The 15,207-nt window shown below is 58.6% G+C and carries 11 protein-coding genes; 6 read left to right on the top strand and 5 right to left on the bottom strand.

Features of this window, described 5'->3' with window-relative positions; translation table 11 throughout:
* Positions 1 to 10: 10 nt before the first annotated feature.
* From gap to P0N66_RS02915, 4 genes are read left to right on the top strand one after another with little or no spacing between them, the layout of a single operon-like run.
* Positions 11 to 1,015: a type I glyceraldehyde-3-phosphate dehydrogenase gene (gene gap / locus P0N66_RS02930; protein ID WP_275802500.1), complete on the top strand. Its 1,005-nt coding sequence runs from the start codon at positions 11 to 13 to the stop codon at positions 1,013 to 1,015.
* Between the two features lie 13 nt (positions 1,016 to 1,028).
* Positions 1,029 to 1,223 (top strand): type II toxin-antitoxin system HicB family antitoxin, encoded by a 195-nt coding sequence (locus P0N66_RS02925; RefSeq protein ID WP_275802499.1) that lies wholly within the window; start codon positions 1,029 to 1,031, stop codon positions 1,221 to 1,223.
* Positions 1,220 to 1,396, top strand: a complete 177-nt coding sequence (locus tag P0N66_RS02920; RefSeq protein WP_275802497.1) for a type II toxin-antitoxin system HicA family toxin — start codon at positions 1,220 to 1,222, stop codon at positions 1,394 to 1,396. The genes P0N66_RS02925 and P0N66_RS02920 overlap by 4 nt, the downstream gene beginning before the upstream one ends.
* Complete coding sequence (locus tag P0N66_RS02915; RefSeq protein ID WP_275802496.1) at positions 1,393 to 5,922, top strand: PEP/pyruvate-binding domain-containing protein; 4,530 nt, start codon at positions 1,393 to 1,395, stop codon at positions 5,920 to 5,922. The genes P0N66_RS02920 and P0N66_RS02915 overlap by 4 nt, the downstream gene beginning before the upstream one ends.
* A gap of 134 nt (positions 5,923 to 6,056) precedes the next feature.
* On the opposite strand, the gene P0N66_RS02910 is transcribed toward P0N66_RS02915, so the two are convergent.
* Positions 6,057 to 6,854 (bottom strand): undecaprenyl-diphosphate phosphatase, encoded by a 798-nt coding sequence (locus tag P0N66_RS02910; RefSeq protein ID WP_275802495.1) that lies wholly within the window; start codon positions 6,852 to 6,854, stop codon positions 6,057 to 6,059.
* A 188-nt stretch (positions 6,855 to 7,042) separates the two neighbouring features.
* Here P0N66_RS02910 and P0N66_RS02905 point away from each other — a divergent pair, with 188 nt between their 5' ends.
* Positions 7,043 to 7,384 (top strand): ArsR/SmtB family transcription factor, encoded by a 342-nt coding sequence (locus P0N66_RS02905; RefSeq protein ID WP_275802494.1) that lies wholly within the window; start codon positions 7,043 to 7,045, stop codon positions 7,382 to 7,384.
* A 223-nt stretch (positions 7,385 to 7,607) separates the two neighbouring features.
* Positions 7,608 to 8,465 (top strand): GGDEF domain-containing protein, encoded by an 858-nt coding sequence (locus P0N66_RS02900; protein ID WP_275802493.1) that lies wholly within the window; start codon positions 7,608 to 7,610, stop codon positions 8,463 to 8,465.
* A 53-nt stretch (positions 8,466 to 8,518) separates the two neighbouring features.
* Here P0N66_RS02900 and P0N66_RS02895 read toward each other — a convergent pair whose 3' ends face one another.
* From P0N66_RS02895 to gyrA, 4 genes are all read right to left on the bottom strand, one after another.
* On the bottom strand, positions 8,519 to 10,144 hold the full coding sequence (locus P0N66_RS02895; RefSeq protein WP_275802492.1) for a DUF3373 family protein: 1,626 nt from the start codon (positions 10,142 to 10,144) through the stop codon (positions 8,519 to 8,521).
* Positions 10,145 to 10,440: 296 nt separating this feature from the next.
* On the bottom strand, positions 10,441 to 11,487 hold the full coding sequence (gene selD / locus P0N66_RS02890; protein ID WP_275802491.1) for a selenide, water dikinase SelD: 1,047 nt from the start codon (positions 11,485 to 11,487) through the stop codon (positions 10,441 to 10,443).
* A gap of 5 nt (positions 11,488 to 11,492) precedes the next feature.
* Positions 11,493 to 12,614, bottom strand: a complete 1,122-nt coding sequence (locus P0N66_RS02885; RefSeq protein ID WP_275802490.1) for an NAD(P)H-dependent glycerol-3-phosphate dehydrogenase — start codon at positions 12,612 to 12,614, stop codon at positions 11,493 to 11,495.
* Complete coding sequence (gene gyrA / locus P0N66_RS02880; protein WP_275802489.1) at positions 12,611 to 15,178, bottom strand: DNA gyrase subunit A; 2,568 nt, start codon at positions 15,176 to 15,178, stop codon at positions 12,611 to 12,613. Before gyrA ends, P0N66_RS02885 begins: the two co-directional genes overlap by 4 nt.
* Between the last annotated feature and the right edge of the window lie 29 nt (positions 15,179 to 15,207).

Below are 15,207 nucleotides of genomic sequence, written 5' to 3'. Positions count from 1 at the left end.
GAGGAACAACATGACTATCCGTGTCGGCATCAACGGCTTCGGCCGCATCGGCCGCAGCATCTTCCGGGCGGTGGATACCGACCCGCAGTTCAAAGAAATCGAAATCATCGCCATCAACGACCTCACCCCGCCCGCCACCCTGGCCCATCTGCTTAAATACGATTCGGTGATGGGTACTTATAAACGCGAAGTGAAGGCCGGCGAAGGGGAAATCGTGGTGGACGGCCGAGCGGTGCGGGTCAGCAGCCAACGCAACCCCGCCGAGATTCCCTGGCGGGAGTTGGGCGTGGAGTACGTCATCGAGGCCACCGGCCTGTTCACCGCCGCCGACAAGGCCCAAAGCCACCTGGACGCCGGCGCCGCCAAGGTAGTAATCACCGCCCCGGCCAAGGGGGAGGTACGGACCATCGTCATGGGGGTCAACGAAGAAGAGTATGACCCGGCCACCGACCACATCGTCTCCAACGCCTCCTGTACCACCAACTGCCTGGCCCCGGTGGCCAAGGTGATCTCGGAGCGCTTCGGGATCAAAAGCGGCCTGATGACCACCATCCACGCCTACACCAACGACCAGTCGCTGCTGGATTTCCCCCACAGCGACCTGCGTCGCGCCCGGGCCGCGGCCATGTCCATGATTCCCACCAAGACCGGGGCCGCCGCCGCCGTGGCCCTGGTGCTGCCGGAACTCAAGGGCAAGTTCGACGGCCTGGCGGTAAGGGTGCCCACTCCCAATGTCTCCCTGGTGGACGTGGTGATGGAGCTGGAGCAGGAAACCTCGGTACCGGAGGTCAACCGGGCCCTGGCCGAGGCCGCCGACCGTTACCTGGGCTATTCCGAGGAACCGCTGGTCTCCATCGACTACCAGGGCGACCCCCGCTCCTCGGTGGTGGACGCCCTGTCCACCAAAGTCCTGGGCTCCACCCTGAAGATCCTGACCTGGTACGACAACGAATGGGGTTACTCCAACCGGGTACTGGATCTGATCCTGCACATGAACGAGCGTAAGCTTTTATAGGCCGGAGAAGCAAATGCGGAAAATAAAGTTTACCTACTGGAAAGAACCGGATGGCACATACTTGGGCTACCTCAACGACTACCCGGATCACTGGACCCAGGGCTCCGACCTGGAGGATTTGCGGGAACACCTGACTGATTTGGTCGAAATGTTCGCCGATGAGGAGATCCCGGGGATCAGACGAGTCGCGGAACTGGAGGTAGCGTGAAGCAGCGGGATCTGGTCAACTGTCTTCAACAGGCCGGATGCATCCTCCTGCGGCATGGCGGGAAACATGACATTTATCACAACCCCGCCTCCGGAGCCTCGGAGCCGGTGCCGCGGCATCGTGAGATCAACGAGCACCTGGCCAAACGCATCATTGAGCGACTGACCAAATGACCGTTTCCGACAATAGCGATGAAAAAGACTTGATCTGCAAGCCGGGGTTTGAATCCGATGCCCTGCGGGCCAACCTGCAGGAGACGGCGGTGGAGTGCGTCGAGCTGGACCCCGACTGGCAGGTGCTGCTGGAGGTGGTGGCGGGCTACCAGGGCATCAGGGGGCCGCTGGAGGAACTGCTTTACGAGATCAGTCACCCCTACCGCAACTGGCGGCTGATCCTGCCCCGACTGCGTTCCTTTACCCTTAAGCATCTGGACCATTACCGGCGGCACCCCAAGGGCCCGGAGGCCTGCCTTCGGCTTTTTGCCATACTGCACGCCTCCCTGCAGGAAACGGCCAAAAACGAGGTGCTGCAAGCCCAAGCCGGCGAGGCCCTGCTGGCCTTTTTTGACAAGCTGGTGGTGCTGCTCAAACCCCACGAACTGGGCAACTTCCGGCAAACCATCAGTCACTGCTGCCACCAGCTGGCAACCCTGGACGACCAACTTTTGCTACCCCTGGTGCAGGGCCAGCACTCCGGCAAACGGATCATCGCCCGGCTGGTGAGCAAATGCCGCCAGCCGGCAACCACCGCCGCCGCAACCGACCAGAGAAGCCACGGGGAAAGCGGCCGGGGAGGGCCGTCGGGGACGACAGCCGGAGCGGCGACGGGTGAGCGGGGACAGGTTGCAGACCTGTCCCCCCGTGATTCGGAACCGTCGAAATCGGAAGCGGGCGAGGAAATGCGCCTCTGCGACCTGGAGGCGGCGGCCCGGCTGCTTGAACGGCTGCTCACCCTCAATTACCAATACTGGCTGGAGGAGGAAGACCCCCAGCCCTGGTTTGACTCCGAATGCGCCACCCTCTGCCGGGGCTGGCAGGCCGGCCGGCTGTTCCAGGAGATTTCCCACGCCCGACTGCGGGAGCACCTGGCGGAAGTGGGCCAAATTGCCCACCGGGACCCCGCCACCTCTCTTTCGCGCCTGTTGGAGTTGCCCGATCATTTGGACCTGGTGCGGCTCTACAAGGAGATTCCTGACAAGCTCACCGGCGACGGCGACGGTCCACCAAATGACCCGGCAACTCCACAGACAACTCCGCAGAACTTGCCGGCCGCCGCCGAAAACACCGATATTGCGACTACAGCCAACCAGTGCGACTACGAAGACCCGCTCTGCCCCGATCGCTTCGCGGAAAACCGCAAGCTGCTCTTTCTCTTCCGGATCATGGAAACCAAGGGGCTGAGCCTGATCCACGAGGAAACCCTGCGGGAGATCAACCGCAGCCTGGTGCAACTGATCCGTCGCCAGACCTTTGAAGAGATCGAACGCTTCCTGCTCACCACCCTGGCTTTGCTGAAAAGCAACGTCCGCCGTTATCCCCATACCTCACTGCAGTGCATCCAGGTCATCGGCAGCGAGGTCTTCAAGCGGGGCAACTCCCGACTGGTGGAGACTTTCCTGTGGGAGACGGTGCGTTTCGGCTTCCAGTACGCCAACGTCACCGGCATCGGCGAGGATTGGCAACCTTTGGCCAACCCCGCCCACCTGGCCAATATCCGGGTCTGGCTCAACCTCATCGGCCAGGAGCCCAAGTGGTGCTCCACCCTCTTTTCGGCCCTGATCATCAACCTCAAGCTCTCGGGCACCTGCCTCAAGGACACCGATCTTTTCCAGCGGGACATCACCGAGCTGCTCAACCACCCCATCGAACCGGTCTACAACCTGGTAACCCAGTTCGCCAAGCTGGTGCCGGTCTTTTACAACGATATCGGGGCGGAAGGGCAGCTGCGGGAGGTGTCCACCGAACTCGATGAAATCCACCAGCGCAAAGACCTGCTGATCCACTTTCTGCGCAAGCAGAGCCATGTGGAGTCCAGCAACCTGATTGTTGATTTCCAGGAAGCGATCCTGCTCTTCTGGAAGGACCGTAACAAGCAGCGGCTGGCGCCTTACCTGCCGGAGGAGGTATGGCGGCAGATCAGAGAAGAAGGCGAGTTTGTCGATCAGCTGCACCGGCTGAGCCAGCGGGTGTGGAAGCTCAAGCATATCCGCAAGGTGGAGGACCTGCTCAACTGGGATTTCACCCGCCGCCGGGCCTGGCTGGCCGAGCAGACCGACATCCCGGAAGGGGAGCGGCGCCGCTTTGACCTGCTGGTGCGGATGTACCGGCTTTGTCACCAGAAGTACAACCTGGGCACCGAGGAGCTGCGCCAGCACCTGAAACAGGCCATCGATGATTTCCCCGAGATGGAGCAACTGCTGGCCGACCTGGAGATCTGCGATACCTTCGAGTGCTTAAACGCCCTGCTGGACCACCTGGAAAGGCTGAAAGAAGTTATTTTAAGCGAGGAAAAGTTTGTCGCCCAAGAAAGTATTTACCACAAGCGCCATATCGCGGTGGATATCCCCTCGGTGTACGGCCGCTACCAGGAACGCAAGTTCGACGCCCTGAGCCTGACCTTCCGGCTGGAGAACCTGGCCAACAACTATCTCGAAAAGCTGCCGGACACGGTTAATTTAAATATTATCACCAAGGCCACCTTTATCCGCATCATCAAGTGTCTGCGCCTCTACCTGCGGGCTCTGAAGATCGACGGCATCAGCAGCCGCAAGCTCACCACCTACATGTCGCTGCTCAGTAACTCGCTGGGCATCAAGCGTTTTTCCTACACCCAGTTTCTCGACATCTTCCGGGGCCTGTCGGAGGGGGTCAAGGATGTCATCTACACCTATTACACCAACCTCCACGAGAACAACCTGAGCATCATCATCCCCCAGATCGGCGAGGACAACCTGCTGCCCAAGTACCGCTTCCTCTGGCAGGAAAGTGATTTGAGCGGCAACATCAACCGCCTGTCGGAAAGCTTCATGCGGGATCTGATTGCCTCCACCTTCGGCCTGCAGCATCTGGACAACTTCATCACCCGCATCTACCAGACCCTGGAGGCCCAACGGGAGGTGCTGGATGAAGAACACCTGGACCTGCTGATGACCTACAACCCGGAACGGGCCATCTGCTCGCTGCACCCCCGCCACCATCGGGGGATCAACCTTATCCTGCTGGGCAACAAGGGCTACAACCTGACCCTGCTGGCCGACGAAAACCATCCCGTTCCGCCGGGGCTGGTGGTCACCACCGAGGTTTTCCGCTGCTGGCCGGTACTGCAGGAGTTCATCAAGAGCCGGGATGATTTCATGGCCCGCCTGCGCCTGGGGCTCAACCGGGTGGAACAACAGACCGGGCGAACCTTCGGTGATCCGGCCAACCCGCTGCTGCTGTCGGTGCGCAGCGGGGCCGCCATTTCCATGCCGGGGATGATGGCCACCATCCACAACCTGGGGCTCAACGAGGATATCGTTGGCGAGTTTGCTCGCCAGGATGGCAAAGAGTTTCTGGCCTGGGACAACTTCCGCCGTTTTATCCAATCCTGGGCCATGGCCCGGGGGGTGGAGCGGGACTGCTTCCAGGAACTGATGGACGCCGCCAAGGAGCGTTGCAAGGTGCGCTACAAGCGCGACTTTTCCCCGGCCCAGATCCGGGATCTGGCCCTGGAGTACCAGAGGATGGTGCGCGGCCTGGGCATCGGCATTCCCGAAGACCCCTGGCTGCAGCTCACCGGAGCGGTGGAGATGGTGCTCTCCTCCTGGAACACCCCCAAAACCCGCGATTACCGGCAGATCATGGATATCTCCGACGACTGGGGCACGGCGGTGATCGTGCAAACTATGGTGTACGGCAACATCGATGCCCAAGCCGGCAGCGGCGTGCTGTTCACCGCCCATCCTTACCGGAAAGTCAGCCGGGTGGCCCTGTGGGGCGACTACGCGGTGGGGGACCAGGGGGAGGATATCGTCAGCGGCCTGGTGACCACCAATCCCATCTCAGTGGAGCAGGCGGAGCTGGACGGCCGGGAACCGGAAGACACCCTGGAGCGGCGCTTTCCGGAAGTTTATGAACGGCTGCTAACCATCTGCCGGCAACTGGTGTATGAAAAACGCTGGAACGCCCAGGAGATCGAGTTTACCTTCGAGAGCCCCGACCCCGATGATCTCTACATCCTGCAGACCCGGGACATGATCACCATCAAAAAGAAGGAAAGCTTCCTGGTCTTTGCCGACGGCGACCGGGCCGCCGCCGAAGTACTGGCCCACGGGGTCGGGGTCAGCGGCAGCGCCCTGGCCGGGCGGGCGGCCTTCAACGAGGAGCATATCCGGCAATTGCAGCAGGAAGATCCCGAGGCGACGATCATCCTCATCCGCCAGGATACGGTGCCGGAAGACATCAAAGAGATCGCCGTGGCCGACGGCCTGCTCACCGCCCGCGGCGGCCAGACCTCGCACGCGGCGGTGGTGGCCACCCGCCTGGAAAAGACCTGCGTGGTGGGCTGCGCCAACCTCAAGGTCTATGAGAGTGAGCAGCGCTGCGAGATCAACGGGGTGGAAATCGGCCTGGGGGATTATATCAGCATCGACGGCCGCAAGGGGCTGGTACTGGCCGGGGCGCATCCCACCAAAAAGGAAATGCAGATCCTGCCGATCTGAAGGTCGCTTACAACATAACCCGGCAAATGTTCAGCACGTCCCGGCAAGCGGCAAGCGCCTGATCGGGGACAGATTTGAAAGCTGTCCCCTTGTGGGCCGGGCCGATCGCCGCTTTCCGCGGTGCTGCCGGGCATTTACCAGAAGAAGTAGAAAAGCAGTAACCCTAAGGCGATACGATAAACCACGAAGGGCTGCATACCCACCCGGCGGATGAAGGCCAGGAAGTAGTGGATGCAGAGGTAGGCGGCAATGCCGGCCAGGGCGATGCCGATTAGCATGCTCAGCCAGTCCACCACCTCGTCGCTGCGCACCAGGGTAACCGTCTCCAGTCCGATGGCCAGAATAATCACCGGGATCGAGAGCAGGAAGGAAAAGCGGCTGGCGGCCTCGCGGCTCAGGCCCAGGAAAAGGCCGGCGGTCATGGTGATGCCGGAGCGTGAGGTGCCGGGGATCAGGGCCAGGGCCTGGGCGCCGCCGATGATGGCCACGTCTTGCCAGCTCAGACTGTGTTCGTCCCGGCCGTTTTTATGTTTCCAGTCCGACCAGGCCAGCAGCAGGCCGAAACCGATAAGGGAGGCGGCAATCACCAACGGCGAGCGCCACTGGTTCTCCACCAGCCCCTTGAGAGCCAGGCCGGCCAGCCCCACCGGAATGGTGCCCAGCAGCACCGCCCAGGCCAGGCGGCTTTCCCCCACCAACTCACGGGTCCGCACCGAGCGGTACCAGTCCCGACTCATGGCCGCCAGCTCCCGCCGGAAATAACAGATCACCGCCCCCAGGCTGCCCAGGTGCACGGCGATATCGAAACTCAGCCCCTGGTCCGGCCAGTCGGTCAACACCGGCACCAGGATCAGGTGGGCCGACGAGGAGATGGGCAGAAACTCGGTGAGCCCCTGCACCACGGCCAGGATGATGATCTGCAGTAAGTCCATGGGGGGCACCTATACCGATCGTAACTAACTTGGTCAATGAAAAAGCGATTATATTTGCTTTGCTCTGCTCCATGTGGTAGTAGAGTTTATTATAAACAGTCACGATTGGTTTCAAACTCCCGAATCACCGTATGTTAAACATGAAACAGACAACGATAGAAAACACCGCCAACCCGGGCGTGAACCTTATGGAAAAGGAAACAGTGTCCCATTCCGTCCCGCTTTTATCCATGGATATCCTGGAAAAAGCCGCCGAGTGCCTACGTACTCTGGCCCACCCGCATCGTTTGCTGATCGTACAGATTCTACTGGATCATGAAGAATCGGTTGGAGAATTGGCCCGGGCCTGCGAAGTGCCCAGTCATATGGTTTCTGAACATCTGCGGCTGTTAAAAGATCGCGGCTTCCTGGATAGCCGTCGCGATGGCCGCCGGGTATTCTACAGCATTGCCGAACCGGCTCTGGCCAGCATCATGCACTGCATCGAAGAGCGTTTTGGCCCCCCGCAGGAAACCGGCAAGCATCAATAAACACTGCTCCCCTTCCTCTACTTTACACCACTGTAACAAAGTGTTACCATTCTCCACTTCCCCATCACTCTTTTTTCACCACGCAAAAGCAAGTTAAACCACTCCCGCGAACAGTAAACATAACCAGTCGCAAACGACAATAAACATTGACTTATCCCCATCTGCAGATATATTTTTTATTGCCTCTTTGTTTCAGACCATCTTTCCATAAGAGAAATCCGGCATGATAACCTTCCTGAACATCCTGGTGCTGGCCGGATCCGCCATGCACCTGGCTTCTATTTACCTGGTCCACAAACTGATCCGGGAACTGCCCCAGGATGAATTGCGGCGAGGTTGGAAGGTTCTTGGTATTTTCATTTTTTTCTTCTTTATCAGCTACCTGGGTTACGTTTTCCTACAGCAGGAAAAGGATGGCGTTCTCAGCCGTGTTGACCTGATCGGCCCATTCATTCTTTTTTTGGGGGCGATTTTTGTCCTGCTGGTCAACCTCCTTTCGCTCAAAACCACCCTGGAACTCAAACGAATATGCATTCTTGAGCAGGAAAACATTACCGACCCTCTGCTGGGCATCTACAACCGCCGCTATTTGGAGTACATGCTGCGCCAAGAGTTTCTGCTCTCCCGCCGCGACCACTTGCCCCTCTCGATCCTGTTGCTGGATATCGATCACTTCAAGGTAGTCAACGACACCCACGGCCACCTGGCCGGTGATCGCGCTTTGATCAACCTGGTGGGAAAAATCAAAAGCCAGTTGCGGGAAACCGACCTGATCGCCCGCTACGGGGGAGAGGAAATTCTGATCATGCTGCCCCACACCCCGGAAAAAGGGGCCCTGAAACTGGCGGAAAAACTGCGCCGCAGCATCGCCGAAGATGTCATGGTGACGGCAAACAGCAAGGAAGACGAGCAGTGGCCGGATATCGCCATCACCGTCAGTATCGGAGTGGCCGGTCTCAACCGGCAGATGAGTTCGGAAAAAGAGCTGTTTGCCCGGGCCGACCAGGCCCTCTACCGGGCCAAGCAAACGGGGCGCAACCGCTGTGTGGCAGCAACTGAACTGGAGCAGGGAAGGGAATAAGAAACGCCCACCGGGGCGGCGACAGCCACTACCCAGCGGGCGCAGGAGGAGATTTAGAAACGGGCCTCAAAGGTCACGTAAACCTGATCGGCCTTGTCGACGGTTTCTATGCCCATGTAGGTGGCCATAGCCCGCTCCGAAGAACTGCTTAAATCGTAAGGTTTTGTGTTCCAGTCCAGGGAACCGGTGTAATTATAGTCGTAATGCTGGTAACCCACCCTGATAAAGGCGTTACCGAAACTGGAAACCGCTCTACCGGGAATATCATAGATCCCGTACACCTCGTAAACATGGCCACGGGTGGCCAGCTTGGAGGCGTAAATGTCGTCATGACCCGGGCTCATCCCAATCCAGTACTCACTGCCATAGTTGTATTCCAAGCCGAACTTGAATTGAGTATTGGGCAGATCGTAGCGGGCTCCCAGGTAAATGGAGTACCCGTTTTCAGAGCTGGTATTGGGGCTGTAGTTGGCAAAAGGTACATAGCCGGGATCTCCCGGATTCAGCCCGGCGGTCATGGCCAGGGCCGCTTGCAAATCCTGCATTCCGGCCGCGTTGTCGTTGAACATTCCGTTACTGTTGGGGTCAGTCCGACTCCAGCCACCGGCAACAAAGTAATGGAAGTTTTGCGCTCGATCTTTGTAGAGGGCGGCGGTATGGTAAATATCACCGATATTGTCCCTTTCCATGGGGGTCATACCCTCAAAAATTGGTCCATACTGTGCAGGGGTCAGCCCATAACTTTGAGCCATGGCAAGGGCACTATACGCCATATCCTGGTTCATCTGGTCTACAATTGCCTGATCCATGTCGGGAAAGTTGAAAACATCTTTGGCCACGTAAGACTGGAAGTAGACAAAGCGATCATTATTATTGTAGATATCCCAGCTTATTCCCATGAAATCGGTATCTTTCAGGGTATTTTCTCCCAGACCGGCCTCAAAACCTCGACCGAAGCAGAAACGGACCCGGCCGGGCAGGTCGATAACGTTGAACAGACTGTCGTAAGCATAACCGATGGTCAAACCGTCAAAAGGCCAGTCCATGTAGGATAGTGGGGTGGCCAACCGGGTTTCGCTGTTCATCCGTAGCTGACTGGGCGGACCGTCGGTGGTGGGGCGGCGACCGATGGAAAACCAGAAGTTGGTGTCGGCGATATTGTTCCAGTTGATAATGGCCCGATCCACCAGCAGCTTGTTGTCTTCCGGACGACGACTGGAGTTACCATCAATGGCTGGAAAATCCCCGGTATTATCAGGGGTACTTTGCATACCCCAGGCCTTGAACATGGCCAGACGACCGACAAATTCGACGTTCTCCTGGGCCCTGGCGTACATGTTGAGCCGCAGGCGGTTGGTCATCAGACTGCTGTTCTTTTCGGTAACTTTTTTAATGTCAGTGGGCATCATCACGCCGCTGCCGGTATCAACGTAATTCGTACCCACGTAACGATCACGGCTGTAATAATCGTAACGACTGCGAAAATCCCCGGATAAATGAAAACGGGTGCTCATGTCATGCCACAGGGTATCGTCGATCTCGGCTGTATGGGCCTTAAGTTCTTCCACCTCCCGGGTCAGGGCCTCTACCTTTTCCTCCAGGCTCAATTCTTGGGCCAGTGCCGCTCCCGGGATCACCAGCGCCCCGGCCAGAGCCAACATACTGATCTTTTTCCGCATCTCTCTTCTCCTGAGCTTATGGATCATCTTTTCCGACATGATTGCCGACGGTTGCGTACCGCTTATAAAACAAGCGGTAAACCGGCAAAAGAAACTGGTTAGCTCAGTCAGGGGCCCTGCCCCCCAGGACGAGCAAAAAGTTCATGAAAAAAACAAACACATATCATGTTGTCTAAATGTTCCGATATGTCAATATAAAAAAACGAGTTAAACAAAAAAAATACCACAAGGTCGCAGATAAAAACTTTCCGCAACATGGCACAACAAACCACTAACATACTGTTTATAATGGAAGATCAGGAGATAACCAGTTGCCCGGACGGGCCATCGGTGACTTCACCGATGATCCCGAAATCCAGCGGGTAACGACGGTTGTGCAGACGTGCGGCCATGGCCGCGATGGCCTTGGGAGGGGCGGCGATGAGCAGACCGCCGGAGGTTTGCGGATCATAAAGGACCATCTCCCGGGGATCGGTATCGGGCAACCGGGAGATGACAAACTGGTGAAAGTGCTGCCGGTTATGGTGGGCGCCTTGGGGAATTATCCCCATCCCGGCAAAATGAAGGGTTTCCGGCAGCAGGGGCACCGCCGAGGAATCGATTGTAATCTCCACCCCAGAGGCGGCGGCCATTTCATGGAGATGGCCCAGCAGACCAAAGCCGGTGATATCGGTACAGGCGTGAGCGCCGGAGCTGGACATCACCTGGGCCGCTTCCCGGTTGAGCAGCCCCATCACCCGGCCAAGCAACTCTTCCGTGCCGGCCCCGGCCAGACCACCTTTGATGGCGGTGGCCAACACCCCGGTACCGAGGGGTTTGGTCAGCAGCAGCTGATCGCCGGGCCGGGCACCGGAATTAAGCAGCAAGCGGCTGGGGTGAACGGTACCGGTAACCGAAAGGCCATATTTGATCTCCTCGTCCTCGATGGAGTGCCCGCCCACCAGCAGGGCTCCGGCTTCAGTCAAGGTATCCAGCCCGCCTTTAAGAATTTCCCGTAAAATGGCGCAATCCAGTTTCTTAATCGGAAAAGCCACCAGATTCATGGCCAGCAGCGGGGTGCCGCCCATGGCGTAGACATCGCTCAAGGCATTGGCCGCCGCGATCCGGCCGAACAGATAAGGATCATCCACGATGGGGGTAAAGAAATCCACCGTCTGGATCAGGGCGGTCTCGTCATTAAGGCGATAGACCCCGGCATCCTCGCCGCCGCCAATACCGGCCAGCAGGCGGGGATCATCAATCCCCGGCACACCCAGGTCCGCCAATACCCGGTCCAGATCCCCCGGACCCAGTTTGGCGGCTCAACCGGCGGCTTTAACGGTACTGGTAAGTTTAGGCTTCATATTTATCAATATTCCAACTCATCGCGCCCTTCCCGGGCCAGCAGATCCCGCACTGCCTCTCGGCATGCTTTATCCTGGTAAAGTACCCGGTAAACCTGCTCCAAAATAGGCATGTCCACGGCCAGCTTTTGCGCCAGGGCCCAAGCGGAAGCGGTGGTCTTTACACCCTCCGCCACCATCTGCATCTCATCAAGGATTTCCGCTAAGGTCATCCCCTGACCCAGTTTCAGCCCTACCCCGCGGTTACGGCTCAAATCGCCGGTACAGGTCAGCACCAGATCCCCCAGGCCGGCCAGGCCGGAAAAGGTCAGAGGTTGGGCCCCCATTCTTACCCCCAGGCGGGTGATCTCCGCCAGGCCCCGGGTAATCAGAGCGGCCCGGGAGTTGGTACCGTAACCCAGCCCGTCGCTGATACCGGCGGCAATGGCGATAATATTTTTCAGCGCCCCGCCCAGTTCCTGACCGATCAGGTCGGTGCCGGCATAGACCCGGAAACGTTCGGTAAAAAACAGTTCCTGAAAAAAACGGGCATCTTCGGCCCGGCCAGCGGCCACGGTAACGGCGGTGGGCAGGCCTTCCGCCACCTCACGGGCAAAACTGGGCCCGGCCAGGACTCCCAGCGGATGACCCACCAACGGTAATTCCGCCACCCCGGTACCGCCGGAACAACCTTCGGGACCCGGCACCGGGGAGGAGGAAGTGGTTGTTTCCAGCTCCTGGGCCATGACCTGGGTCATGGTCAGCAGAGTATCGTTTTCAATCCCCTTGGCGGCGGAGATGATGGCGGCGCCGGGGGCCAGATGAGGAATTATCCTTTTAAAAACCGCCCTAAACCCGTGGGAGGGGACGGCCATGACGACGGCTTTACAGCCTGCCACCACGGCCGGATCGGAACCGGGAAAAATATTTTCAGGCAGGGGAAAATCGGGCAGGTACCGGCGGTTTTCCCGTTTCCGGCGCATCTCCCCCACCCGCTCCGGGGTGTGGCTCCAGAGTTCAACCGGAAAACCTTTACGGGCCAGCACCAGTGCCAGCGCCGTACCCCAACTGCCGGCCCCCATGATTGCTATCCGCTCATCGGCCGATCTTTCCTGCTTACTGCTGCTGGGCTCGGGGTCGCCGGTCATGCCTGCTCTTCCGGGTTTGTTTCCTGATCGCCGTTCTCCGGCGGAGCAACGCTTTCAGGATCGGCTTCACACTCTTCACTCTCCTCGCTAACCGACTCGGCCAGGCGATCCAGGGCCACCACTTTTTCCTCCTCACCCAGATTGAACAGCCGCACTCCCTGGGTGTTGCGACCGATCACCCGTAGGTCCCGCATGGGCATGCGGATGATCTGGCCGGCATTGGTGATCATCATCACCTGATCTTCATCGGTGACCTGCAGCATGCCCACCACCTTGCCGTTGCGCTGGCTGGCCTTGATGGCCATAACCCCTTTACCGCCGCGGCGGATCAAACGGTATTCATCGACCAAGGTACGCTTGCCGTAGCCGTTTTCGGTTACCACCAGGATAGTGCTTTCCGAATCACCGGAGAGCACTGTCACCCCGACCAGTTCGTCGGCATCCAACCCGGTCTTAGCATCCGCCGGAGTCAGGTTGATCCCCCGTACCCCGGTGGCGCCGCGTCCCATGGGGCGAATATCGCCTTCATGGAAACGCACCGCCATGCCCTTGCGGGATAGCAGCAGGATTTCGTTGTCGCCGTAAGTAAGGGCGGCGGCCAGAATTTCATCATCCTCCCGGAAGGTCAGGGCGATCTTGCCCCGCCGCACCGGCCGGCTGAACTCCCCAATGGTGGTCTTCTTAACAACGCCCTTTTTGGTGGCCATCAGAATGTAACACTCCTTGCCCTCGGGCACCTCGAAGGACTGCACGGGCAGAATCGCCGCCAGCTTCTCCTCCGGGGCCAGGTCCAGCAGGTTAACCACCGCCTTGCCTCGGGCCAGGCGGCCAGCCTGGGGGATTTCGTAGACTTTACGCCAGAAAACCCGGCCCCTGCTGGTAAAAAAGAGCAGGGTATCGTGGGTTGAGGCCACATGCATCCAACTGATGAAATCATCCTCGATGGCATTGGCCCCACGAATCCCTTTACCGCCCCGGCGCTGGGAGCGGTAAAGGTCGACGGGGTTGCGTTTGATGTAACCGGCATGAGTGACGGTGACCACCATGTCTTCGCGGGCGATCATGTCCTCGGGGAGAATCTCGTCGGGGGCCTCTATGATCTCGGTACAACGCTCATCGCCATACTGTTCACGAATGGCCTCAAATTCATCGCGGATGATCTGCAGCACCAGAGACTCGTCGGCCAGGACCTTGCGCAGCCACTCTATCTCCTTCATCAGGGCTTCATATTCTTCAATGATCTTCTCACGCTCCAAACCGGTCAAACGGTGCAGCCGCATCTCCAGAATGGCCTGGGCCTGGATGGCACTCAAGCCGAACCGGCTGATCAGCCCTTCCCTGGCCTCCTGGGGGTTAGCGGAGGATTTGATCAGGTTTACCACCTCATCGAGGTTGGTAATGGCGATTTTAAGGCCTTCCAGGATATGGGCCTTTTCTTCGGCCTTGCGCAGGTCATGGGCGGTGCGCCGGTAGACCACGGTTTTGCGGTGGAGAATGAAATGCTCCAGGATCTGACGCAGGTTGAGAATTTCCGGTCGGTTGTTGACAATGGAGAGCAGAATAATCCCGTAACTGCGCTGCAGAGGCGTCATCTTGTAGAGCTTATTGATGACCACCTCGGCGTTTTCATCCTTTTTCAGCTCAAGCACGATGCGCATGCCCTGGCGGTCGGATTCATCCCGCACCTCGGAGATGGATTCAATCTTTTTTTCTTTAACCAGCATGGCAATCCGTTCAATCAGGGTAGCCTTGTTCTGCTGGTAAGGGATTTCGGTGATGATGATGGACTCCCGGCCGTTTTTCTGTTTTTCCACCTCGGAGCGGGACCGCAGCAGCAGGGAACCACGGCCGGTTTCATAGGCCTCGCGGATCCCCGCCCGGCCGCAGATGTAGGCGCCGGTGGGAAAATCAGGGCCGCTGATGTGCTCCATCAGGCCACTGACGGTGATATTGGGGTCCTCAATCATGGCGATCAGACCGTCGATGACCTCCCGCAGGTTGTGCGGCGGAATATTGGTGGCCATCCCCACCGCGATCCCAGCGGCGCCGTTGATCAGCAGGTTGGGAATGCGGGCCGGCAGGACCAGCGGTTCCACCATGGAGTTATCGTAGGTTGGGATAAAATCGACGGTTTCCTTGTCCAGGTCGGTGGTTAACTCCTGGTCGATCTTGGTCATCCGGGCTTCGGTGTAACGCATGGCCGCCGGCGGATCACCATCCACCGAGCCGAAGTTGCCCTGGCCGTCCACCAGGGGGTAGCGCATGGAGAAACTCTGGGCCATCCGCACCAAAGTATCGTAGACGGCGGAATCGCCGTGGGGATGATACTTACCGATTACGTCACCGACGATCCTGGCGGATTTAAGAAAGGGGCGGTTGTGGTAATTATTCAGCTCGCGCATGGCGAACAGCACCCGACGATGTACGGGCTTCAGGCCGTCGCGCACGTCGGGCAGAGCCCGGCCGATGATGACGCTCATGGCGTAGTCCAGGTAGGACTTGCGCAGTTCTTTCTCGATGGAAATGGTGGGCGGCAGCGCCGGTTTATCTGTTGCTTCAACCATGGGAATTAAAACCTTACCGTTAAGTTATG

Origin of the sequence: Desulfurivibrio dismutans (genome assembly GCF_029210385.1) — a bacterium.
Classification (GTDB): domain Bacteria; phylum Desulfobacterota; class Desulfobulbia; order Desulfobulbales; family Desulfurivibrionaceae; genus Desulfurivibrio; species Desulfurivibrio dismutans.
Note: the sequence above shows the minus strand (reverse complement) of the source record. Positions and strands in the feature narration are given on the sequence as shown.

Bases quoted from the DNA above. Each gene is read 5' to 3' on its own strand.
- P0N66_RS02915 (WP_275802496.1), top strand. From the start codon at position 1,393: ATGACCGTTTCCGACAATAGCGATGAAAAAGACTTGATCTGCAAGCCG.
- P0N66_RS02885 (WP_275802490.1), bottom strand. From the start codon at position 12,614: ATGACCGGCGACCCCGAGCCCAGCAGCAGTAAGCAGGAAAGATCGGCC.
- gap (WP_275802500.1), top strand. From the start codon at position 11: ATGACTATCCGTGTCGGCATCAACGGCTTCGGCCGCATCGGCCGCAGC.
- P0N66_RS02925 (WP_275802499.1), top strand. From the start codon at position 1,029: ATGCGGAAAATAAAGTTTACCTACTGGAAAGAACCGGATGGCACATAC.
- P0N66_RS02900 (WP_275802493.1), top strand. From the start codon at position 7,608: ATGATAACCTTCCTGAACATCCTGGTGCTGGCCGGATCCGCCATGCAC.
- P0N66_RS02910 (WP_275802495.1), bottom strand. From the start codon at position 6,854: ATGGACTTACTGCAGATCATCATCCTGGCCGTGGTGCAGGGGCTCACC.
- P0N66_RS02895 (WP_275802492.1), bottom strand. From the start codon at position 10,144: ATGCGGAAAAAGATCAGTATGTTGGCTCTGGCCGGGGCGCTGGTGATC.
- P0N66_RS02905 (WP_275802494.1), top strand. From the start codon at position 7,043: ATGGAAAAGGAAACAGTGTCCCATTCCGTCCCGCTTTTATCCATGGAT.
- gyrA (WP_275802489.1), bottom strand. From the start codon at position 15,178: ATGGTTGAAGCAACAGATAAACCGGCGCTGCCGCCCACCATTTCCATC.